Origin of the sequence: Micromonospora zingiberis (assembly GCF_004331455.1) — a bacterium.
Taxonomy (GTDB): domain Bacteria; phylum Actinomycetota; class Actinomycetes; order Mycobacteriales; family Micromonosporaceae; genus Micromonospora; species Micromonospora zingiberis.
The window spans coordinates 1-22203 of sequence record NZ_SJJR01000037.1 but is presented as its reverse complement, the minus strand read 5'-3'; the positions used below and the strand labels follow the sequence as shown (position 1 = coordinate 22203).

20 protein-coding genes and 2 pseudogenes are annotated in these 22203 nt (G+C 69.0%); 10 read left to right on the top strand and 12 right to left on the bottom strand.

Annotated elements, in window-relative coordinates:
• From E0H26_RS28510 to E0H26_RS30715, 3 genes and pseudogenes are all read left to right on the top strand, one after another.
• Window positions 1-104, top strand: a pseudogene (locus tag E0H26_RS28510) (IS5/IS1182 family transposase); the annotation flags it as partial.
• Window positions 105-320: 216 nt separating this feature from the next.
• Window positions 321-689, top strand: a complete 369-nt coding sequence (locus E0H26_RS28505; RefSeq protein WP_131309502.1) for a hypothetical protein — start codon at window positions 321-323, stop codon at window positions 687-689.
• A 221-nt stretch (window positions 690-910) separates the two neighbouring features.
• Window positions 911-1060 (top strand): annotated as a pseudogene (locus E0H26_RS30715) (MafI2 family immunity protein); the annotation flags it as partial.
• An 89-nt stretch (window positions 1061-1149) separates the two neighbouring features.
• Here the strand turns inward: E0H26_RS30715 and E0H26_RS28495 are convergent.
• Together E0H26_RS28495 and E0H26_RS28490 are read right to left on the bottom strand one after the other, a co-directional pair.
• Window positions 1150-1575 (bottom strand): DUF6069 family protein, encoded by a 426-nt coding sequence (locus E0H26_RS28495; protein WP_131309500.1) that lies wholly within the window; start codon window positions 1573-1575, stop codon window positions 1150-1152.
• Window positions 1576-1601: 26 nt separating this feature from the next.
• Window positions 1602-2954, bottom strand: coding sequence for an FAD-binding oxidoreductase (locus E0H26_RS28490; protein ID WP_131309498.1), 1353 nt, complete (start codon window positions 2952-2954; stop codon window positions 1602-1604).
• Between the two features lie 47 nt (window positions 2955-3001).
• Between E0H26_RS28490 and pdxR the strand changes: the two genes are divergently transcribed.
• The 6 genes from pdxR (at window position 3002) to E0H26_RS28460 (ending at window position 8643) form a co-directional block, all read left to right on the top strand.
• Window positions 3002-4441 (top strand): MocR-like pyridoxine biosynthesis transcription factor PdxR, encoded by a 1440-nt coding sequence (pdxR, locus tag E0H26_RS28485; protein ID WP_131309496.1) that lies wholly within the window; start codon window positions 3002-3004, stop codon window positions 4439-4441.
• A gap of 67 nt (window positions 4442-4508) precedes the next feature.
• A complete protein-coding gene (locus E0H26_RS28480) occupies window positions 4509-5063 on the top strand; it encodes an RNA polymerase sigma factor (protein ID WP_131309494.1) in 555 nt (184 codons plus the stop codon).
• Complete coding sequence (locus E0H26_RS28475) at window positions 5060-5863, top strand: cupin domain-containing protein (protein ID WP_131309492.1); 804 nt, start codon at window positions 5060-5062, stop codon at window positions 5861-5863. The genes E0H26_RS28480 and E0H26_RS28475 overlap by 4 nt, the downstream gene beginning before the upstream one ends.
• Before the next feature lie 52 nt (window positions 5864-5915).
• On the top strand, window positions 5916-6719 hold the full coding sequence (locus E0H26_RS28470) for an ABC transporter ATP-binding protein (RefSeq protein WP_420812907.1): 804 nt from the start codon (window positions 5916-5918) through the stop codon (window positions 6717-6719).
• Window positions 6716-8047 (top strand): fatty acid desaturase family protein, encoded by a 1332-nt coding sequence (locus E0H26_RS28465; protein ID WP_131309488.1) that lies wholly within the window; start codon window positions 6716-6718, stop codon window positions 8045-8047. The genes E0H26_RS28470 and E0H26_RS28465 overlap by 4 nt, the downstream gene beginning before the upstream one ends.
• Window positions 8044-8643 (top strand): hypothetical protein, encoded by a 600-nt coding sequence (locus E0H26_RS28460; RefSeq protein ID WP_131309486.1) that lies wholly within the window; start codon window positions 8044-8046, stop codon window positions 8641-8643. Before E0H26_RS28465 ends, E0H26_RS28460 begins: the two co-directional genes overlap by 4 nt.
• 1132 nt (window positions 8644-9775) lie before the next feature.
• On the opposite strand, the gene E0H26_RS28455 is transcribed toward E0H26_RS28460, so the two are convergent.
• The 10 genes from E0H26_RS28455 to E0H26_RS28410 all read right to left on the bottom strand — a co-directional run bounded on the left by E0H26_RS28455 (window position 9776) and on the right by E0H26_RS28410 (window position 20900).
• Window positions 9776-10387 carry a GTP-binding protein gene (locus E0H26_RS28455; RefSeq protein WP_131309484.1) on the bottom strand — a complete coding sequence of 204 codons (612 nt, stop codon included), beginning with the start codon at window positions 10385-10387 and terminating at the stop codon, window positions 9776-9778.
• On the bottom strand, window positions 10368-10739 hold the full coding sequence (locus tag E0H26_RS28450) for a DUF742 domain-containing protein (protein ID WP_131309482.1): 372 nt from the start codon (window positions 10737-10739) through the stop codon (window positions 10368-10370). Before E0H26_RS28450 ends, E0H26_RS28455 begins: the two co-directional genes overlap by 20 nt.
• 8 nt (window positions 10740-10747) lie before the next feature.
• Window positions 10748-11158, bottom strand: a complete 411-nt coding sequence (locus tag E0H26_RS28445; RefSeq protein ID WP_131309480.1) for a roadblock/LC7 domain-containing protein — start codon at window positions 11156-11158, stop codon at window positions 10748-10750.
• A 17-nt stretch (window positions 11159-11175) separates the two neighbouring features.
• Window positions 11176-13632 carry a sensor histidine kinase gene (locus E0H26_RS28440; RefSeq protein ID WP_131309478.1) on the bottom strand — a complete coding sequence of 819 codons (2457 nt, stop codon included), beginning with the start codon at window positions 13630-13632 and terminating at the stop codon, window positions 11176-11178.
• A 179-nt stretch (window positions 13633-13811) separates the two neighbouring features.
• Complete coding sequence (locus E0H26_RS28435) at window positions 13812-15266, bottom strand: prenyltransferase/squalene oxidase repeat-containing protein (protein ID WP_240742442.1); 1455 nt, start codon at window positions 15264-15266, stop codon at window positions 13812-13814.
• A gap of 121 nt (window positions 15267-15387) precedes the next feature.
• Window positions 15388-16149 (bottom strand): terpene synthase family protein, encoded by a 762-nt coding sequence (locus E0H26_RS28430; protein ID WP_240742441.1) that lies wholly within the window; start codon window positions 16147-16149, stop codon window positions 15388-15390.
• Between the two features lie 156 nt (window positions 16150-16305).
• The gene (locus E0H26_RS28425) at window positions 16306-17643 is read right to left on the bottom strand and encodes a cytochrome P450 (RefSeq protein WP_131309504.1); all 1338 of its coding nucleotides are present in this window, start codon (window positions 17641-17643) and stop codon (window positions 16306-16308) included.
• Window positions 17644-17882: 239 nt separating this feature from the next.
• Complete coding sequence (locus E0H26_RS28420; protein WP_165522017.1) at window positions 17883-18830, bottom strand: helix-turn-helix domain-containing protein; 948 nt, start codon at window positions 18828-18830, stop codon at window positions 17883-17885.
• Window positions 18831-19049: 219 nt separating this feature from the next.
• Window positions 19050-20207 (bottom strand): hypothetical protein, encoded by a 1158-nt coding sequence (locus tag E0H26_RS28415; protein ID WP_131309470.1) that lies wholly within the window; start codon window positions 20205-20207, stop codon window positions 19050-19052.
• 117 nt (window positions 20208-20324) lie between these two features.
• A complete protein-coding gene (locus tag E0H26_RS28410; RefSeq protein ID WP_131309468.1) occupies window positions 20325-20900 on the bottom strand; it encodes a hypothetical protein in 576 nt (191 codons plus the stop codon).
• Window positions 20901-21482: 582 nt separating this feature from the next.
• Between E0H26_RS28410 and E0H26_RS28405 the strand changes: the two genes are divergently transcribed.
• Window positions 21483-22203 (top strand): RICIN domain-containing protein (locus tag E0H26_RS28405; RefSeq protein ID WP_206025422.1); only part of this gene is annotated, 721 nt, incomplete at its 3' end.

Here is a 22203-nt window from a genome sequence, read left to right as displayed (position 1 = left end):
ACCTGTACCTCGCCGCCACCATCGTCACGATCCGTCAACTCATCCAACGCGCCCGCACGCTCTACCGCTGGGACACCCGACCCACCACCCGCCGCCTCAAGTAACACCTACTGCCGGTCTGTCTAAGTTTCTTCTTCACCTCGATGGCGACGAGGCGTGGTGGCGGTGGAGTGACGAGCCGTTTGACGAGCAGAATGCCTAACCAGCGCCCCCGCTCGACCGCTACTTGATCCGTACAGCTGACCATGAAGGTTCCTGCGGAACCGCTGAGGCTTGCCGGCGCACGCCGAGCTATCGGGCTGTAGGCATATCATCCCGCGATGGCCTCCAAGACCTTGCTGGCACGCGGTGGACTTACCTATGTCGATCGTCGTGACTTCACCCGCGGCGATTCACTGCGCGTCGTCGAGCGGATGCGCTGGCCGTCAGTACGCCTCTGGGTCGAGGGCAGCAAATTGACTTTTTCGTCACGGGCCGGCTCGGACGTGCTGCAACACGCTGAGGTGACCGCATTGCCACACGGGCCGATCTTGGGCAGGCATTGGGCCCTTGCACTCGCGGTGTCCTTCAGGACCGCAGAACGTGATCAAGTTCTGCTTTTCTGGACTCCTCGTGCGCGGGCAGTCCTTAGGGAACTGGCTCGGCTTGGGTGGGATGCCGACCCGCGCGCAGACGACTTCGTAACATAGTCGAACACGTCCGAGCACACGCACCTCGACGTGACCGCGACTGGAGTCGGTCGGCGATGTGACCACGCTGCGTCATCCGTGCTCAGCAAATCAGTCGGCAGAAGCAGGGCCGGCATGTCCAGGGAGATCCGTTGCACGCCAATACCGGCAAGAGTTACCTCAAAGAGTCATGCGGACGCCCAGAGTGTGCTGGATGCGTACCACAGTGGCCGCGCAGATTGGTGCTTGATGTTGTCCAGGCGGCGCTCGGACTGATCTCGCCGGAAATGCGTGCAATCTCTGTTGATCTGGATTCGAACCGGATAACTCTGCACGTTGCCGTCCATGAGCATAGTGCGCAAGTCGACGAGGATGTCGAGGATCTGGTATTCGAGTTGGAAGCTCTCCAAGATGGTATTGCAATAGAATCAATCATTTTCGTGGGCGCGCCGGACGCCGGCTGGCCGGGGAATGCCGGTCGTCAGATTGCCAGCCGACGGGCGATGACGGGGATCACGATTGCGGCGGCGATCAGGTGTGTGAGCACGAGTGTGCATTCGGTGGCGAGGTTCGCGCCGACCAGGAATGGTGGTACGAGCGACAGCGCGGTGAGTGCCACCGTGGTGCGGATCCAGGTGCGTGCCGGCTGGGACGCCCAACGGCGGATCGCCAGGGCGACGAGGATGCCCACGACGCTGAAGGTGAACGTGAGCTGGGTGAAGCCGAGCAGCGGTATCGATTCGCCGCCGTCGGGGAGTTCGAGATCGACACCGGTGGCCATGGCGAGGGCCGCGACGGCTGTCACGGTGATGGCGGCGGCAGCCGCTGCGGCCAGGCCGGGTAGGAGCAGTCGGCGGCGCTGCTGGCCGGGGGTGCCGAGCCGGTCGGTGGGGGCGGTGGAGGTCATGAGCATCCTTTCGATCTGGTGTCGGCTCAGGCGTGGCTGGGCCGGATGTTGTGGTTGAGGTGGAAGACGTTCTGCGGATCCCAGACGGTCTTGAGGGCGGTGAGCCGGGCGAGTTTGGCGTCCGGGTACGCGCGGCGGACCCCGCGTTGCCCCTCGTCGGCGGCGAGTGAGTTGACGTAGACGCCGTCGGCGTACGGGTCGAGCGCGGCTGCGGCACTGCGAGCCGCAGCGGTCCGGCTGTCGTCTTCGGACGGCTCGGTCCAGCGGGAGCCGGCGCCGAACTCGAAGGTGGTGCCGCGATGACCGAACGCGGTGTCGGCGTCCGCGATGTCGGCGATCGCGCCGCCGTACGCCTGGAGGCCGACGCCGGGCAGTTCGGTGCCGGCGTGTAGGTCTGTCGCGCCGCGCAGCAGGAAGGCCTCGATCGCGGCGGTGGGGAACTGGCGCAGGTAGTGCGCGCTGGAGTACCGGCGGTAGGCGTGGCCGCCAGCGGTGTCGTCGCGTTGCTGGAGTTCGAGGTATGACGGCGTGGTGACCCGCTCGGCGACCGGGCGGCCGAGCGCACGCATCGCCGGCAGCAGTTGGTGGCCCTGGGCAGGGTCGCCGACCCATACGAAGCCGACGGTGGCGAGCGGGCCGCTGGCCGTGCTGTACACATCGGCGGTGAAGGTCGCCTGCCGTGGCGCGACGGCGTTGAGGTCCCGCCAGCCTTCGAGCACCGGCACGGCGTCCTCGGCGCGGAAGTCGAATTCGGCGACCAGGGTCTGCGTTCCGGTGTGATGCAGTTGGAAGTCGAAGTCGGTGACGATGCCGAAGTTGCCGCCACCGCCGCGTAGGCCCCAGTACAGGTCGGGGTGTTCGGTTCGGCTCGCGGTCACGACCTTCCCGTCGGCGGTGACCACCCGGTAGGAGACGACGTTGTCGCAGGCCAATCCGTGTTGGCGGGCGAGCCAGCCCATGCCGCCGCCGAGGGTCAGGCCGCCGACCCCGGTGTGCGAGACGTTACCTGCGGTCGTGGCGAGGCCGTATGGCTGCGACGCCCGGTCGAGTGCGCCGAGCAGTGCGCCGCCCTGGACCCGGGCACGGCGCCGGATCGGGTCGACCCGGACGCCGTTCAAGGGGGTCAGGTCGATCATCAGGCCGTCGGCGGGTACCGCGAGGCCGGCCACGTTGTGCCCGCCGCAGCGCACCCCGATCTCCAGGTCGAGTTCGCGGGCCAGCCGGACTGCGGTCACCACGTCGGTGACGCTCGCGGCCTGCACGATCATCCGAGGGTGGCGATCGATCATGGCGTTCCAGACGGTTCGGGCCGCGTCGTAACCCGGGTCGCCCGAGGTGAGGAGGCGGCCGTCGAAGCGAGGGCCGGTCGCTGTCGTCATGCTTTTGAGCCTGGCGGGAATCGGTACCCCCGGTAAGGTCCGATCACATGGGCCGAACCAGGACCAATTCGAGTACGGCGGAGGACCTGTTCATCGAGGTCGACCGGTCCGTGGCCGAACCACTGCACCGGCAGATCGCCGCCTCGATCCGGGGCGGCATCCGGGCCGGCCGGTTACGTCTCGGGGCGTCCCTGCCACCCACCCGCACCATCGCCGCCGACCTGGGAGTGTCCCGCGGGGTCGTGGTCGAGGCGTACCAGCAACTCGTCGCCGAGGGCTACCTCACCAGCCGGGCCGGCGGCTACACGCAGGTTGCGGTCGAGCCGGTCGCGACGCCAGCGGGCCGCCGCGCCGGGGATCGGCCGGCGGCCCGGATCGACTTCGGGTACGGCCGCACCGACGTGTCGTCGTTCCCCCGGGCCGCCTGGCTGCGTTCGGTGCGCACGGTGCTCACCACCACGCCGAACGAACACTTCGCCTACCTCGACGGGCGTGGCGTGCCCGAGCTGCACGCAGCCCTGAGCGATTACCTCAACCGGGTCCGTGGCACGTCGGCCCGCCCGGAGAACGTGGTGATCTGCAATGGCTACGGCCAGGGCGTCGCGCTGCTGATCCAGGTGCTCGCGGCGCGCGGCGCCCGCCGACTGGCCGTCGAGGATCCCTCCCCGGACGACGACGCCCGCCCCGTCGCGGCCGCCGCCGGCCTGGACGTGATCGGCATCCCGGTCGGGCCGGACGGCATTCTCGTCGAGGAACTGGAACGTACCGACGCGGACGCCGTCGTGCTCACGCCCTCGCACCAGTGGCCCACCGGCGGGGTGCTGGCGGCCGCCGCGCGGGCCCGGGTGATCGACTGGGCGCAGCGTCGGCGCGCCGTGGTGATCGAGGACGACTACGACGCGGAGTACCGCTACGACCGCTCGCCGATCGGCGCCATGCAGGGGCTGGCGCCCGACACCGTGGTGTACTGCGGCACCGCGAGCAAGACCCTGGCGCCGGGGCTGCGCCTCGGCTGGCTGCTGGCGCCGGCACACCTGGTCGACGAGATCACCGCGGCCAAGGTGCTGGCCGACCGGGGCTCTCCCGTCATCGACCAACTGACCTTCGCCGACTTCCTCAGCCGAGGCGAATTCGACCGGCACCTGCGGCGGATGCGTCCGATCTACCGCCGCCGCCGCGACGCACTCCTGACCGCACTGCGCACCCGGCTGCCCGAACTGGAACCGGTCGGTGTCGCGGCGGGCCAACACGTGGTGACCTGGCTCCCGCACGACCTCGACGAGGCCGCGGTCGTGGCCGCCGCCGCCCGGCACGGACTGGTCGTGCAGGGCATCTCCCGGTATCGACTACGCCCCGCCGGACCCGGCGGGCTGATCTTCGGCTACGCCACCCTCACCGAACGCGCCATCACCGCAGGCGTGGAGATCCTTGCCGACGCGGTCGCGGAGGTCCGAACCCTCGGTGGTCGGCGCCCGGGACAAAGGTGACGGCGATCACAGGAAGTGGGGACCCGATCGTGCCGGGCCGGTCGTCTTACCGGGTGTGAGGACAGGAATGGACACGGCTGACGAGGGTGAACTCTTGCGCCGCGTCGCCGGTGGTGACCGGCGGGCGTTCGACGAGCTCTACCGGCGTACGTCACCGTGGCTGGAGGTGCGCCTGCGCCGCCGGTGCGCCGACCCGGACATGATCGCCGAGGTGTTGCAGGACACCTACCTGACGGTCTGGCGGGCTGCGGGCAGCTTCGTCGGCACCCGGGCCAAGGGCGGCGGCGCACCGGGGAGTGCGGTCGGTTGGCTGTGGACCATCGCCGCCCACCGGCTGGTCGACGCGTTCCGCAGCCGGGCACGGCGGGCGCGGGTGCCGCAGGTGCCCCTCATGGCGAGCACGGCACCGGCCGCCGAGGACGAGGTGATGGCCGCCCGGGTCGGGCAGGAACTGGAGCAGGCCCTGCTGCGCCTACCGCCCGAGGTGCGTGCCGCCCTGCGGGCCACCGTCCTCAACGGGCTCTCGCCGCGCGAGGCGTCGGTGCTGCTGGGCGTACCGGAGAACACCGTCAAGTCCCGGGTCCGGCGGGCCCGGATCGCCCTGCGGGAGGCGCTGTCATGACCCCCCATCCGAACCTGTCGCAGATCGCGCGCTACGCCACCGGAGATCCTGGGCTGGACGAGGCCAGCGTCTGGGCGATCGAGGTGCATCTTGAGGGCTGCGCCGATTGTCGGGCCCGCCTGGCGGGCAGCACCACGGCCGACAGCCGGGCCATGATCGAGCGGGTCGCGATGAGCCTGGACCGGGAGATCGCCGCGACGCCGGCCCCGGTCGCCAACAGCCGGTCCTGGTCGGTGCTGCGCCACCGGTGGCTGGTCGGCACCCTGGGCCCCTGGCTGGCCATGACCGCCGCGGTGCTCGCCTGTGCTGCCGTCCTCAGCGGGCTGCGGGCCGGCCTGCCCTCGCTGGTGCTGCTGATCGCACCGCTTGCCCCGTTGCCCGGCGTGGCGGTCGCCTGGCATCGTCGCGCCGATCCGGCGTGGGAACTGATCGCCGCCACCCCCGCCGCAGGTCTGACGACGCTGCTACGGCGTACCGCGGCGGTGCTGGCCTTCGTCGTTCCCGGGCTCGCCCTGGTGGGTGCCGGCACCGGGGCGTCGCTGGCGCTGATGCTGTTGCCGTGTCTGGCGTTCACCGCCGCCACGCTGCTGCTGGGAACGCTCGTGGGCGTACGCCGGGCCGCGATCGGACTGATCGCGATCTGGACGCTCGCGGTGATCGCCCCCAGCCTCGCCGCCGCCCGGATACCGGCGGTGCTGGAGGCGGACAGCGCCGGTAGTTGGGCGCTGGCCACGGCCCTGCTCACCATCACGGCCCTGTTCCGGGTGGACGCCTTCCGCCGACTGTCCCGACAGGACTGATCGACTCCGCCGTCCGGCGGCGCTGACCTCACCGATCCGAATGAAGGAGATGATGATGCGTGCCCTGAGTGCGGCCGAGACGGCTGCCACCACCCATCCCTGGGCGATCCATGCGGAGGGCTTACAGGTCCGCGCCGGACGGCAGTTGGCCGTCAACGGTCTCGATCTGGCCCTGAACACCGGCGTACACGGACTGCTCGGCCCGAACGGTGCCGGAAAGACCACGCTGATGCGGTCCCTGGCGACCGTTCTCGCGCCGGCGGGCGGTCGGCTGACGCTGCTCGGTCGCCCGGTCGACGGCCGCGCCGACCTGCGACCGGTGCGTCGCGCCCTGGGTTACCTGCCGCAGCACTTCGGCTTCTACCCACGGTTCTCGGTGCGCGAGTTCGTCGGGTACATGGCCTGGCTCAAGGAGATGCCCAAGAGCGCCATCCCGGCGGCAGTGCAGCGGGCCGTCGATCGGGTCGGGCTGACCGCCAGGGCCGATGCCCGGCTGCGGACGCTCTCCGGTGGCATGCTGCGCCGGGCCGGTATCGCGCAGGCCATCGTCAACGATCCGCAGATCCTGCTGCTCGACGAGCCGACCGTCGGTCTCGATCCGGAGCAGCGACTCGACTTCCGTGAGCTGCTGCGTGACCTCGGTACCGACAGTTGCGTGCTGGTCTCCACCCACCTGGTCGAGGACGTGGCAGCCGCCTGCACCGACGTGGTGTTGCTCAACGAGGGCCGCCTGGTGTGGCAGGGCACTCCCGAGACCCTGGCCGCGCAGGGCGACCAGAGCCACCCCGGCGACAGTCCTTTGGAGCGGGGCTACTCCGCCGTTCTCCGCCGGCACCGGGCGGAGGCTGCCCGATGAGCATCCTGGGTGTCGAACTACGCCGCTCCGCCGCGGTCGGTGCCGCACTGATCACGGTGCTGGTCGGGGTCGGCGCACTCTATGGGGCTCCGGCCCGGTGGTCGGGTGGCTGGATGTCGCTGGCCATGGTCCTTCGGGAGTATCTGATCCTGATGTGGCCGCTGGCCCTGGCCGCCGGTGCCTGGCAGGGACGCCGGGAGCACCGGGCGAAGGTCGGTGAGCTGTTCGCCACCACCGCCCGACCCCGCGCCCAGCGGATGCTGCCGGTCCTGGGCGCGCTGGCCATCACCTTCGCCGTGGCCTATCTGCTGGTGACCGTGGTGGGCCTCGCCTGGATCGTCAGCGTCCGGTACGTGCCCCTGCTGAACTTCGCCGTCGTCACCGGGGTCGGTGTGCTGGCTCTGATCGGTGCGGCGTGGCTCGGTCTGGGGATCGGGCGTCTGCTGCCCGCGCTGGCGACCGCCCCGGCGTTGGGGGTGGCCGGTGTCCTGCTCGTCTCCTTCAGCCTGTTCATCTCCCCGGACTGGCTGGCCGCGGCGATGTCTCCGATCTACGGTACGAGCCAGTTCCACTCCTACCCGACGATCGACAACCGGGTCAGCGGCGCGATCGCGATCTGGATGGTCGCGCTCGCCGTCACTGGCCTGCTGCTGTTCGTCGCCGGCAGCTGGCGGGCCCGTACGGCGGCGCTGGTGCCGGTGCTGCTCGGGCTCACCGTGGCAGTTGCGGTCGTACCCCGGGACCCGGCTGTGCTCGACGCACCGGTCGACCCGATCGCCCAGGTGCTGGTGTGTACCGACGACGCCCCGACGGTGTGCGTGAGCCGGGTCAACACGCACGTGCTCGACGCCCTGACCCCGCTGGCCCGGGAAGGTCTGGCGGCGTTGGCGAAACTTCCGGGCGCGCCGACCGCCGTGCACGAGGACACCTCCACCTTCGGGCGCGGTGCGGAGATTCCGCCCCGTGACGATGTCGTGCGGATTCCGGTCCGGATCGACAAGCGCGGTGGGCTCGCGCACCCGGCCGTCGTCGCCCCCGAGATCGTCAGAGGGTTGGGCGTTGCCTACGACGGAAGTTGCCGCCTGCGCAGTGAGGCGGTCGAACGTGCGGCGGCGTACTGGCTTCTGGGCCGCGAGCCGCGGTCCGACGTGGGACTGATTCCCGGGTTGATCCAGGAGGAGCCCGAAATCAATGCCGAGGCGCTGATCCTGTGGCAGGGGCTGCGCGAGTTGTCCGACGACGAGGCGCTGGCCCGGGTGGCGGCGGTCCGCGACGCTGCACTGGCCTGTGAGGACCCCAGCGAACTGCTGTCTCGGAGTGCCGGGTGACCTGGGCGATGTTGTACCTGCGCTCGCGGCGGGTGCCCCTGGCACTGGCGGCGGCCACCGGCGGCGCGGTGCTGATCTGGACGCTGTGGCTGGCCCTCGCCGACGAACGAGACGTCGCCCCGACAACGGTCGTCATGACCGTCGTGCTGATGGTCGTGGTGTTCTCGGTCACCCTCGCCGGCCCTGACGAGAATCTGGATCGGACTGCTTCGATGCGCTGGCCGTGGCGGCGCGCGGTGCACCTGCTCGCCGGTCTGCTGGTCGTCCTGGTGGCCCTGCTCGTCACCCGGTACACCGGTGCCCGCTTCGGACCGGCGACCCTGGTGGTCCGCGACGCAGCCGGCCTGCTGGGTCTGACGGCGATCTGCGCGACGGTGCTCGGCGCCGCCCGTTCCTGGTTCCTGCCGCTGGGCTGGACCACGATCGCGGCCATGTATCCACAGGCAGGCACCTGGGGAGCGATCCTCACGTGGCAGGGCCAGCCGCCCGACGACACCGTCGCCGCGCTGACGGCCGCCCTCTTCGCCCTTGGCGGCCTGATCGTCTACTCACTCACCGGCCCGGCCCGCAAGGAGGTCTCCGAGTCCGTCACCTGAGGCGAGCCCTGGGCTGGTCGGAGCACCGCCGCCGGCCGGAATGCGGCCGATGCTTTTTGTCAGCGGCTTGTCCCGGTCGGGGCCGGACCGCAGTCTCGGAGCTATTCAGCTGGTGTTCGGAGGAAAAGTGCAATCGGCGAGTTGCGGTATTTGAATTCCCGGTAACCGCCGAGTGATTTCGACCGTACGATTTCCCGTGGTTTCCGGTCGGGTCGTCGTGCGGCCCGAAAAGTGGCGGGGCGCCTAGCCGGCGCGGTATGTTCGCAGCTCAGGAATTGCTGCGTGCTGCCGGCTAGGCGCGCTCGCCGGGCCAGCGACACAGGTAAGCCTAATCGCTGGCGCTAGCACACTCAACGTCAGAGCGCGTCGACCGCTCCGCGAACCTCACCACGCACCACACCATTCATCGTGATCACCTCCTCACATTCGTGACCCCGTGACGTGCGATCAGCGTACGCGAATGCCGCCGCGATCGACACCTCCCGCATACGCTTATTTCTTGATCCGCCACGGCGCGCCACTCCCTATTGCCTCGCAACCGGCAACAGAACAGTAGGTAATGCTCTGAATGGTCGCTCCCGTCAATATCAGCGCGTTACAGTCCGAACTGGACACCCGTCGGCTGACGAAAGGCCATTCAGTGACGGCTGATCGACCATTGGGCGTTGTAATGTGGGGGACTGGGCAAATTGCGGCTGATCGACCGATCGGGGGAGCCGTCAGGAACGCCCTGCGGTGGGCCGGAGCAGATCGTGGTGCCGCCCCAGGGTTCGGGTTGCGGCCGGCGAGCGATGGCCCCCGTCCCAGGGATTGCGCCCTGGAACGGGGCCCGTCGTGACGGAGCATGTGCCAGTGTTCGATCTCAGCGCGGTGCGAGCGACCCCCGTCGGTTCCACCGTCTGGCGACTCCATTGCTCGTGCCTTGGCGGCCCGTCAAGGAGATTCTGCGTCGTTTCGCGGTGGCGATGCTGGCTTCGTGTGCCAGCCGGGGGGTGTCCCGTGCCAGCCGTGGCCGCACCGACCCCGGTCCGGGCGAAGCGTCCGGTACCTGGCGCGCCAGGTCCTAGCCGCGGATCTTGGTACGGAACGGCCTCTATCGGGGCCGTTTCGTACCAAGATCCGCGGCTAGGACCTAGTGGCTCACCGGCTGTGGTGGGCGGGTCAGCCCGTGTCCCTTCATGACGTGTTGGAGCAGTTCGATCAGAACCTCTTTGGACGACTGCCGCTTGCGGGCGTCGCAGAGCACGACCGGCACGTCTGGATCGAGGTCCAGGGCCGTGCGTACCTCCTCCAGTCCGTAGCGGCGGGCGTTGTCGAAGCAGTTCACGGCGACGAGGAAGGGCAGGCGGCGCCGCTCGAAGTAGTCGATGGACGGGAAGCAGTCGGCCAGCCGGCGGGTGTCAGCGAGAACGACGGCACCCAGGGCGCCGAGCGACAGTTCGTCCCAGACGAACCAGAACCGATCCTGGCCCGGTGTGCCGAAGAGGTAGAGGACGAGTTCGTCGTTGATGGTGATCCGGCCGAAGTCCATGGCTACGGTCGTCGTCGACTTCGCCTCGACGCCCGAGGTGTTGTCGACGCCGACGCCCCGTTCGGTGAGGATCTCCTCCGTCTGTAGGGGCTTGGACTCGCTGACCGCTCCGACCATGGTCGTTTTACCAACGCCGAAGCCACCCGCGACGAGAATCTTGACGGCGGTCGGGAGGCTCGGCTGGCCCCCCAGCTCAGAGTGCACGTAGTCCATTGATGAGCGCCTCGAATACGCTGTCGTCGGGAAGGTTGGCGGCCTGGCGGGGCTCGTTGACCCTTACGAGCCCGCGATCGAGCAGTCCGTCGAGCAGAACGCGGACCGTGCCGAGGGGCAGGCCAAGGTGCGCGGCGCACTCTGCCAGCGCGAGCGGCCGCTGGCAGAGCATGATGAGTTTTGCCTGTTCCGGCGCCGCATCCGCAGGCGGTGCCGTCCGGGTCGCGATCACGATCGCGACGACGTTGAAGTAGTTCTTCGCTTTGGCACGCCCGCCGGTCACTGCGTATGGCCGAACCACGGGCCCAGCATCTTCGTCTAACCACTGCTGGTCGGCGTCGGGTTTCGTCATGGCGGCCCCTAGCTGTCGGTGATGCGCCGAGTAGGTGAGGCGAGGAACTTTCCGGCTCGACTCACGACCATGGTCATCTCGTAGGCGACAAGCCCGACGTCGGCGTCCTCAGCGGCGAGGACGGCTAGGCAGGCGCCAGTGCCAGCTGCCATGACGAACAGGAAGGACGACTTCATCTCGATGATGGTTTGCCGGACAGGCCCACCACCGAACCGCTTTCCCGCGCCCTTGGCGAGGCTTTGAATTCCCGCTGCCATTGCAGCCAGGTGCTCTGCGTCATCGCGGGACAGCCGTGTGGAGCTGGCCATCAACAGGCCGTCAACCGAGAGTACGACGGCATGCTCGGCCTGCTTGACCCGCCCGACCAGGTCATCGAGCAACCAGGTCAGATCGGACCCTGCAGAATTCTGCTGCTGCACTTGCCCGTTCCTCTTTCTTACCGGTCATCGGTTTCGCTCGTCGGGTTGTCGCCAGCGGTAGCGCCTTCCTCGTCGTAATCGCCGAGGGCGGCGGCGTTGGCTCGACCGCGGCGGGTACCGCTCTGGTAGGAGGTCATGATCTTGCGTACGGCCTCCGGCGACCTGCCCTCGTCGACGTCGTCGGTCGTCTCCTCCTCAGTAGTGGGACCGCCGCGCAGTCCCGGTGCCAGGTTCTTCTGACGCTGCCGCACGGGTAGCCCGCCCTCGGTGTGGACCACCGGAGGCTTCGGTCGCTGTGCCAGGGGAGCGGGATCGCTCGGCGGTTCGCCAGCGAACGTGGCAGCCCGGTCCGTAGCAACGCGCAGCGGCTCCCTCCGGCCGAGTGCGGGCAGCTCCATCGTCTCCGGGTTGAGGGATGACGGTTCGTTGAGCGGTGCCGGTTCGTTGAGCGACGGCGGCTCGTTGAGCGACGGCGGCTCGTTGAGCGGCTCCGCCACGGCGACGGCCGTCGGCGTCGTCACGGCGCGCGGTGCGGCGTCTGCGGCCCGCCGGTCGGTCGTGATCGAGCTGCCAGCGCTCCTCGGCGGGGTGGCCGTCGCTTCGGCCGTGGTCACCAGGTCTTCGGGGATGAGGACCACGGCGGTGGTGCCGCCGTACGGTGACGCCTTGAGCCGCACGCCGACACCGTGCCTGCCGGCAAGGCGACTGATCACGAACAGACCGAGCCGGTTGGCGTCGGCAAGGTCGAAATCACCGCTCGGGGCAGCGAGGCGCTCGTTGATGCCGGCGAGGTCTTCGTCCGCCATCCCCAGGCCGCGATCCTCGACCTCGATGGCGAACCCGCGCGCGACGAGCTGCCCCCGGACCTCCACCGAGGTGTGTCCGGGCGAGAAGGTCAGGGCGTTCTCGATGAGCTCGGCGAGCAGGTGGATGACGTCGCCGGCGGCGCGGCCGGCGAGCCCGACCGACCCGAACGGCATCACCTTGACCCGGGTGTAGTCCTCGACTTCCTGGAGGGCGGCCCGGGCGACGTCCACCATCGGCACGTTCTTGCGCCAGCCACGGCCGGGCTGCGAGCCGGACAGCACGATGAGATTCTCGGCGTTGCGCCGCATCCGGGTGGCCAGGTGGTCGACCCGGAAGAGATCTTCGAGTTCGTCGGCGTTCTCCTCGCGGCGTTCCATCTCGTCGAGCAGGGTCAGCTGACGGTGTACCAGGGCCTGGGTGCGCCGGGCCAGGGCAAGGAACACCTCACGCACCTTGCGGCGCAGCTCGGCCTGCTCGACCGCGGTGCCGATCGCGGTCTGCTGGACGCGGTTGAATGCCTGACCCACCTGTCCGATCTCGTCGTTTCCGAAGTTCAACGGTGGGGCTTCGGTGGCGACGTCGACTGTCTCGCCGCGCTGGAGGCGCTCGACGACCCCGGGGAGTCGTTCGTCGGCGAGCTGGTGGGCCGCGTCCCGTAGCCGCTGAAGCTGGGCGACGAGGGCACGGGCGGTGGTGACCGAGACGACGATCGACGCGATGACCGCGAGCAGGCCCAGACCTGCGGCCAGGACCAGCCGGATGACCACCCCGACCGCGACCGGCAGCGCCCGTTGCACCAGGGCGTCACCGCTGCCGAGCACCATCTCCTGCAGGTGGGTCAGCGCGCGGTCGGCGACGTTGTTCCACTCGGCGGCGTTGACGGCGGGGCGGGCCGACCCTCGGTTGTCGATGACCCGGTCCTCGAGTAGCCGCAGGCTACGGAACGCCTCACCGTCGATGACCTGGTTGAAGGCGGCCTGGTCGGAGTCGTTCAGCCGGGTACGACCCGCGACGAACCGTTGCGAGATGACCAGCTCGGTGAAGCGGTACTGCTCGTCCGTGGTGATCCGGCCGGCCGCCAGCACCCCGGAGATCAGTGCGTCCTCCTGCGAGATCAGCTCGCGGAGGCGGTACAGCTCGATGAGGTTGCGGGTGTCCTGCTCGATCTCAAGATCATCGAGTGAGCCGACGGCATCGTAGATTTCGAAGAGCGACTCGATGAGCGTGCTGTACGACCTGATGGTGCTCGCGCGGTCCACCGAGCGGCTGTCGATCGAGGCGCGCACGCTGGCCAGTTCGTCCAGCTCGGCGATGGCCTCGTCGACCCGTACCGCGGCGTCGCCGCTCACCGAGGCGCGGCCCAGCCAGCTGCGCGCGGTGGTCTTCCACGTCGCGGCGTGCCCGTCGACCGCCTGCCGTGCGGCGTCGAGCGCCTCTTTACGGTCGGCGTTCGGGCCGCCAAGATAGGCGACAGCGAGACGCCGTTCGACCTGTAGGTCGAGCAGCAGCGGCTCGCTGGGCGACACGATTCGGCTGTCGACCGTCTGGACGCCCAGCAGGTTAACGCCTTCTCGTAGGGTCACCCACGCGGCGAACGCCCAGAGGGCGACCAGCGAGGCTAGAAGCGCGATAACCTTTGTGCGCAGATTTGCGCTGCGAGACCGCATTGGACCGTCCCATGCCGAGCAGAGAGATCTTGCCGGCAGGGGCATGCCGAACAAGCCGCCGGTGTAGGCAGACCGACGCACGCTAGCAGTTATCTGACTATTGGCTCAAGACCGTGATTAACGGTTAGGTCTACAGTGGACACCAGGCCGCAATTGTCATCTCGTGGCCGACGTTGCCCTCACGCGCCCTCGGGCAGGGCGTCCATCAGGGCGTGGGCCTGGTGCTGGGCGGCAAGCACCGCGGCACTGACGATGCGCACCGGCTGATAGAGATCCTTGTCATGCCACAGCGCCGGCCCGTCCCGTCCGTCGTCCTGACGAAGGTGGGCGTGGCCGCGACGGACCGCGTCGATGACTGCGGGGCTTCGTCGGCCGCTGGCGATCAGGATCTGTACCGCGTACGCGGTCTCCTCGGTCGTACCGTCCCAGTTGCCCCAGGAGCCGTCGGTGCGCTGGGTGGCCAGCACCCAGTCGGCGGCGGCGGCGAGCGACGCGCTCACCAGGGGCGATGGACCCACCTCCGCCAGCGCGGTGACGCAGCATGCCGTCGCGTAGAAGCGGGAGGCGTGCCAGCGGTCGCTCCAGCTACCGTCCGCCTCCTGACGCTCCTGAAGCGCTGTCACCAGCCGGTCCACCGCCACCCGGTACCGGTGTTCCGGCTTGTGGTGCACCGCCGCGTGCTGGCCGAGAGCGTCGAGAACATGGGCATTGGTGGTGACGCTGAATCCGTCTTCGCCGGGCCAGGTGCAGAAGCCGTCGCCGGTCTCGAAATGGAACAAGCAATCCGGGGAAACCGGAATTCCGATCTTGCTGAGCGCGAACAGCGTGACAGCGGTCGTGTCGGCGTCAGCAGGCAGGCCGGGCCCCGTCGGTGTGCCCGCCGGGCCCAGCGTGGCGGTGAGGCTCTCGACCAGTCCGGGAGAGGCCGCCACATGGATGCCGGCCTTCGCCAGTGTGGCGGTGACCCACGCCCGCTCGAAGACGGTGATCGGTGTCGCACAGGGGACCGGGCCGCCGTAGCGGCGGACGGTTTCCTCCAGGTGCGCCAGGGCCTGCCTGCCGTCGGGGCGGTGGGGCGTGCCGAGCCACGCGGCGGTCGCGGCCGGCGAGGCGCCCACCGTTCCAGGGAAGAGGGGCGCCACCCCCGATGCCGATCGCGCGAGATCGGGCAGTACCTCCAGGGCGTGCCACAGCTTGTCGGGTACCGGTGCGCCGGCCGCCACCAGGCGCCGGACGGCGTCGAGCCGCTCCCGGGTCATCCCGCGCGGCGGGCGCAGCCGGCGGCCCAGCCAGCCGCTGGGAACGGCCGGGCTGCCGGCGAGGTGGTCGAGGTGCTGGTTGAGGGAGTCGACCAGGGCGGGCACGATCAGGTCGACGGCCGGGGTGTCCGGCAGTGGCGCCGGGTCGTCCAGGAGCACGGTCAGGCCGTGCAGGGCCCGATCGGCGGCACGGACCAGGTCGGGCGTGTTCACCGGCGACGGCGACCGCAGCACCGTGAGCAGGGCCTCCGCCGCGCTCAGCGTGGGGACGAGGGCATAACCCCCGGGCGGTCCCCAACAGCCGTCCGTACGCTGGGTGTCGAGTAGATACCGCACCCGGTCGGCGTGCCCGACCAGCCACGGTGCGAGGCTCACCACTCGTGCGGTTTCGTAGATCGAGGGTGACGTCCGGCCCGGCGGATCACGCATCATCTCGGCGACGAGGTCATGGGCCAGCCCAACCGCGCTGAGGGTCAACCCCGTCGGCCTCGCGTGGTCAGTGGTGGTCACCGCTGCCCCAGAAATCGGTCTCGCCATAGAACGCGGTGGTGAAACCCAGTACGCGCCGCAGGTAGCCGGCCTCCTGCGGGACGGTGCCGTCCAGCGACGCCAACAGTGTCTGGCAGCGACGGATCCGTTCGCCGGCCAGCCGGCGAACCGTGTCCTCGTCGACGCCCAGCACCTGGATGTTCAGATCGCCGACGGTGCGGTCGCGGCCGTAGCTGGCCAGGTCGTTCACGAGCCGCAGGACCTTCTCCACCTCAAGGCTGGCGTCGATCAAGTCGACCAGCTGCGCTTCGTTCTCCACCGCTGCGGTGGCGATCCAGTGCGAGACGTTGACCCACGTGGCGCCGTAACCGGCGGCGTTGTCCAGGTAGTCGTCCGGGGTCGGCAGGTCGCTGGGATCGGCAGCCCGGGCAACTCTCCACTGCCACTCCCGCAGCTCGGCGTCGAGCATGCGGTGCAGCTCCTTCTGCCACAAATGCCGAAGGCGGTCGAAGTACGGCGCCGCAGCGAGATCAGCGCGGATCTCGGCGAGGAACCGGCCCAGGTGATCGTGGGCGGACGGCGCATCGCCGGCGGCCACGGAAAGGCAGGCCGTCACGGTCGCGGCGGCGGCCTCGGCGGTCGTGGCCACCGAATCGATGTACCAGTCCTCGGCGGTGACCCACAGGGAGGCACGGTTCGCCGTACGCAGGTCGGCCGCGCTGCACCACGGGGCGATGAACGCCGTGGACAGCGCCAACGCGCTGAGCATCGCCCCGTCGACCGGAGGGTTGGGAAAGAGGCTCGGGTAGGCGGCGACGATCCGTTGCAGATCACGCTGACCCTTGGTCGCTACGGAGCAGCTGCGTCCCTGCTCGGCGGCCAGCTCGAACGTGGTGGCGAGAGGTGGGGAAGAAATGGTCGGCTCCTATCGGGCGACGGAGGGTGCGCGGTGCGTCAGCGTCAGCTCGACGCGTCGCTGCGGGCGCAGCGACGCCGCGACCCGGATGCCAGGCACCGTGGGCTCGGTCAGCGTGAAGCGGTACTTGCTGAGTAGCGTCGCCACGATCAGTTGCGCCTCCAGCTGGAACAGGTGCTCGCCCAGGCAGCGATGTATCCCGAGGCCGAAGGGGTAGTAGGCATAGCGGTGCCGGCGTGCCACACGTTCGGGGGCGAACCGCTCCGGGTCGAAGGACTCCGCGTCGGGCCCCCAGAATGCCGCCATCCGGTGGGTGGCGTACGGAGAGAGGACGATCGTGGCGCCCTTGTCGATCCGCACCCCGCCGAGCACGTCCTGGCCGGCGGCGCGGCGGGGGACGATCCAGCCGGCGGGGAACAGCCGGAGGAGTTCGTCGAGCACCATCCGGGTGTACTTCAGCTGAGGCAGGTGGTCGGCCCGGACCGGCCCGGCACCGATCACGTCTTCGATCTCGGCGTAGAGCCGGCGGGCGACGTCGTCGTGGGTGGCCAGGACGGGCCACAGCCAGGTCAGGGCGACGTAGCTCGTCTCGGTCGTGACGGCGACCATGGAGACCAGGTCGTCGCGCATCTGCCGCTCGGTCAGGGGCTGCCCGTCGCGGCGGGCGCGGGCCAGGGTCGACAGCACGTCGTCCTCGGATCCCGGCTGCCGCAGTGCGTCCCGGAGGACGGGTAGGAGGATGTCGTCGATGGTCTGCACCGCGCGGTGGAACCGACGATCGCCGGGCATCGGCACCCACCACGGCACCATGGGTGCCAGCAGGCGGGGGGCCATCGCCGTGACGATGGACTCCTGCGCGGCCATGATCCGCAGGGCGTCGTCCACGTGCAGGCGGTCGGCGAAGAACACCCGCATGATTGCTGCACAGACGAGACGGGAGAGTTCGGCTCCGATGTCGACGACCGCACCGGCGTTCGCCGCCTTGTCCAGTCGCCCGGTCGCTTCCTCGATCGCCACGGCCATCGTGTCGACCAGCGAGTTGATCCGAGCTGGCCGGAACAGCGGCGCCAGCGTCCGGCGGGATGCCAGCCAGGTGTCGCCCTCGGAGAGGATGCCGTCGCCAACGAGCCGACGTACCGAGCGCCACAGCGCGGTGTTGTCCCCGCGCGGGTAGTTGGCGGCTCGCTCCTGGAGCACCTGCTGTACGTGGTCGGGGTGCGTGACGAGGTACGGGCTGGAGATCCCGAGCCCGAGGCGGACGACCTCTCCGCCGGTCGCGTTGCCGGCGTCCACAAGGGATCCGTGGGCGTCGCGCAGGGCATTCGGTAGTGCCTTCCACACCGGCACGGTCACCGGCCTGCGTACTGCTTTCGCCTCCGGTGCTGGCACAGTGGACTCCCAACGGCTCGGCCTCATAGTTGCGGATCGCGCAACTTCCAGAACTCAAGACCGCCTAAGTGTGCAAGTTGTGAGGGTAGTCTCGCAATGGGTGATCGGGTTCGTCACTCGGCCTTGCGTCGATGCCTGCCGACCTGCGAGGCTCCACTCACGCCTGAGTGGTTACTCAGTGCGGCCGCGCGGCGCCGTCATTCCTGGCGGGATGCCGGCTGTTGCCGGTAGGCCTGCGGCGACATGCCATACATCGCGCGGAACGAGCGCGCGAACTTCGCCTTGTCCGCGAACCCCGATCGGGCGGCGATGGCGTAGATGGGTCGCTCCGCCAGAAGTGGATTCACCAGGTCACGCCGGCATCGCTCCAGCCGCCGCTGGCGGATCAGTTCGGCGATGCCGGTGCCTTCGCCCTCCCACAGCCGGTACAGGGAACGCAGGGAGAGGTGGTGGGCAGCAGCGATGGTACGAGCGTTCAGATCGGGGTCGGCCAGGTGCTCCGTGATGAACGCGTCGATACGCGCGCGCAGCGTCTGCTGTCGTACCTCGATCGGAAGCTTGGCCTCCAGGTCGAGGTGCTGTGCCAACGTGGCGGAGAGCAGGTCGAGTGCCATGCTGCCGAGCTGCGGGGCGTCGGCCGGCCGGAACCGCTCGGGGTGCCCGGCGACCTGGAGCATGAACTGGGCGAGCAGGGACGCCATGCCCTCGGACGGCAGCCGGCGGGCGAGCAACCCGTCGACCTTGTTCGGCGGAAGCGGGATGGCTGACTGCGGGACGAGTATCGCGACAGTCTTCGCCGTCGGGGGAAGCCCCGCCTCCGGTCCCTCCGCAGTTGCCGGCTCCTGCTGTGGGACATGCATGCACGTGTAGGGGCGTGAGGTCGACAGGAAGGTGAACTCTGCCGGCTGAAGATTGGCCTCGCGCCGCTCCTGAACGAGATTGCCCTGGCCGGTGAGGGGTAGCGCGATCTCGTACAACTCGGGGTCGCCGCGCCGGATCATCCGGGGCGAGCGGTGCATCGTCAGCTCCGGATAGCGGAACGACAGGACCTGCGGCACACCGAGATCGATCGCCTGCGCGAATCCGGTGAAGTTCGTCGAGTGCGGGCTGGAGAACAGCGACGGCGCGGTTCCCTTGGAGATCACGTCCTGCCAGACGTCGAACCGGTCACGCTGGGGGAAGAACGCCAGGTCAATGGTCTGGGCGGGGAGGATTGCAACCCACCTCCTTGCTGGTCCGCCTCATGGGTGGCCGGTGAGAAGCGTACATGGCACGGTCCAACGCCCCAGGGTTCGTATCGGGTCCCTTCACGACGAGCGCGGTAGGCCGCTGATCGGCCTACCGCGCTCGCTGCCGTCGACCTCTCAACCCTTCGCTGTTTTCCAGACGACCCCCTGGGTGCCGGCGCCGTCCGGGTCGACCACGCCCACCACGAGCCCTCGGTCGTTCATCGCCCAGACGCTGGCGGTGGAGGTGCCGAACCGCAGCGGACCCAGATCGATGGTCCGCCCGCCCCGAAGCCAGACAACCCCGTGCCGCTGGCCGCCCGTGGTGCTGGACTCGCCGGCCACGGCACCCGCGCTGTTGATCGCGGACGCTCGTGCGGAGCCGCCGCCGAGGGGTGCGAGTGCGGTCTGCGTGCCCCGGTGCCAGCGCACCGGCAACGCCCCGGGCTCCCGGTCCGGGTTGGCGGCTACCTCGCCGCGGTTGTTGATCCCTACGGTGTTGAGGTCGCCGAGGTCGGTGAGCACGCCGTTGTCCCAGAGGAAGTGATGCCAGCTGTCGGTGATCGTCTTCATGCTGCCGAGCACCTGACCGCGATCGTTCACCGCGTGGGCCATGCTGACGACCGCGCCGGGCGGCTGGATCACGGTCAGCAGGCCGTTGCGCCAGAGTGCGGCGTCGGTGCTGGCGCCGTCGTCGTACTCGACAAAGCCGACGATGTCTCCGCGATTGTTGATCTGCACCGGGTAGCTGTCGCCGCCGAGCCCGGGAAGGTCCACGAACCGGCCGTTGCGCCACACGAAGCCCTGGCCGTACATGTAGCTGGTCGGGAGGTAACGAACTCCGATGACCTCGTCGCGGTCGTTGACGCCGTACGCCATGGCCGGGCCGGCCTCGGTCGCCTCGACCAGGATGGACATGCTGCCGTTCCGCCACATGACGGCCCGGTTCTCGCTGGTCCCGACCACCACGCCACGTTCGTTGACGGCGTTGGCGGTGCTGGTCTCGCCCGGCTTACCCAGGTCGGTGAGGACGCCCCGCTGCCACCGGAACGCGTGGCCCCGCCCGTCCGTGGCCTGGCTGTGGCCGACCACCTGACCGGCGTTGTTCAGGTCGTTGGGGTAGCTCCAGGATCCGCCCAAGGTGCCCAGCAGGTGCCGTCCTACGGCAGCCGGGCCGGCAGTCGCCGTGACCGCCGACGAGGACATCACCAGCGCGGTGGCAACCACCCCGACGAGGGCCTTCCGAGTGATCCTGCCGGAGCGACGCATCCCGTTCCCCTTTCGCTGTGGAGTCATCCATTCACTCTGAGCGATTTCCGGGGTGTGTTCCTCCCCCGTACGGTCGGATGCGGTGTCGGGGTGGCGATAGGCGCTACCCGCCGGCCCTGGGTCCGTGGGGTGCAAAGAGGTCCACTACATGCGGTAGGTAAGCGCGCCGGTGTCGCTGAATTCCTGCCGGACGCCGCTATTCGCCGGGCTGAACACCCGGCAGTCGCACGTCTCGCCCGGCTGCTTCACCGATGCCTCGGCGTAATACCAGACCTGCCCCACGTACGCCTCGAACGTGCGACTGGTTGCACGCGGTACGGCAACCGCCTCATAGGACTTGCATTCGGCGTCGAAAAGCCAGAGGACGTACGGTTCGCCGAATGTCGTCAGGGTGCCGCTGACCGGGTCGCCCCAGCGGTCTTCTGGTATGTCTTCCAGGAAGAATTCCGTCGCCTCGGGGCCCTTGGTCTGCCTGATGCAATCCACCATGAGCTGGGTCGGTGGGGTGTCCAACCCGGACGCCGACTTCGAAGTCGGCTCGGGTTCGGGCGTCGCCGACGACGATGACCGTAGGCCGTTGAGGATGCCCCAGCCGTCATGATTCGCGCGGGGAATCACCGCCAGGATGGCCACTATTGCGGCGAGCCCTGCGCACAGCCCGAGGGCGATAGCCAGGCGACGATGCTTCGACGAATTTGTGGGTGTTTCCTGGGATGCCACGTCACGTCACTCCATCAGCCGGATGCCCGAGCCGGGTCGGATTGGCGGAAGTGCGAACCGCTCGGTATCCACCGGACCGCCGGTCGCAGTGTATGACGCTTTTCCCGCAGGCGTTGTCCCGCGAAGTCGACCTCCGCCGGGTCGGCCGCCTGCCGGGGCCTGAGGTGGATGGCGCCGGGTCGCTCGACGTTGCCGAGCGGCGGGCAACCCATCCGTAAGTTTGGATGTTAACGCGATCATGGGTGTTCGGCGTCGATCGGGACCGGTGGGCCGGCGCCACCTGCGTGGGTTCGGTGGTGGGGAGTGGTCAGGCCGACGACTGCGGCGAACGCCGGTTGATGGGTCCGGGAAGTTACGTCTTGACGAACGGCATGTTATCGCCCACATTCGATGTTCAAGGGTGACGGCGCCAGTGGCTACCGGGCGAGGCCGCTTCGTCGGATCTTGGTTCGGGTGTGCGCCAGGGGCATGCGGGCATGAATGTTAGCGCTAACACCGCGCTGGCGCGGACGCCCGGCCGTGCGTCGCGGTGTGCCCATCTTCGGTCGGACCGTTCGGGTCCTGGTCAATTGGAGGAGGATCATGTCTGCCTTTGGTACATCTTCATCACTCGCGCCGCCGACACGGCGGCGCGGGCGGTTGCTGCGCGCCCTCGCCGCTGGCGTAGCGGCGGTGCTGGCCGGCGGTGTCGCGGCGGCAGTGGTGTCGACACCGGCGTCCGCGGCGACGGTCGACACGAGTGCCTGGTACGTGTTGATCAACCGCAACAGTGGCAAGGCCCTGGACGTGTACAACCTGGCCACCACGGACGGCGCGCGGATCACGCAGTGGGCGCGCAACAACGGCAACCAGCAGCAGTGGCAGTTCGTCGACTCCGGTGGTGGCTACTACCGGCTGAAGTCGCGGCATTCGGGCAAGGTGCTGGACGTCTACAACTTCTCGACCGCCAACAGCGCCAGCATCGTGCAGTGGGCTGATCACAACGGGACGAACCAGCAGTTCCGGCTGGCCGACTCGGCCGGTGGCTACGTCCGGTTGATCAACCGGAATTCGAACAAGGTGATGGAGGTACAGGGCGCCTCGACCGCCGACGGCGGCAACATCGTGCAGTACGACGACTTCAACGGCAACCACCAGCAGTGGCAACTCGTCCGCGTCGACGGCGGCAACCCCACGCCGCCGCCGGGTGGGTGCAGTTTGCCGTCGTCGTATCGGTGGTCGTCGTCGGGTGTGTTGGCGACGCCGGGGTCGGGGTGGGTGTCGTTGAAGGACTTCACGCATGCGCCGTACAACGGTCGGCATC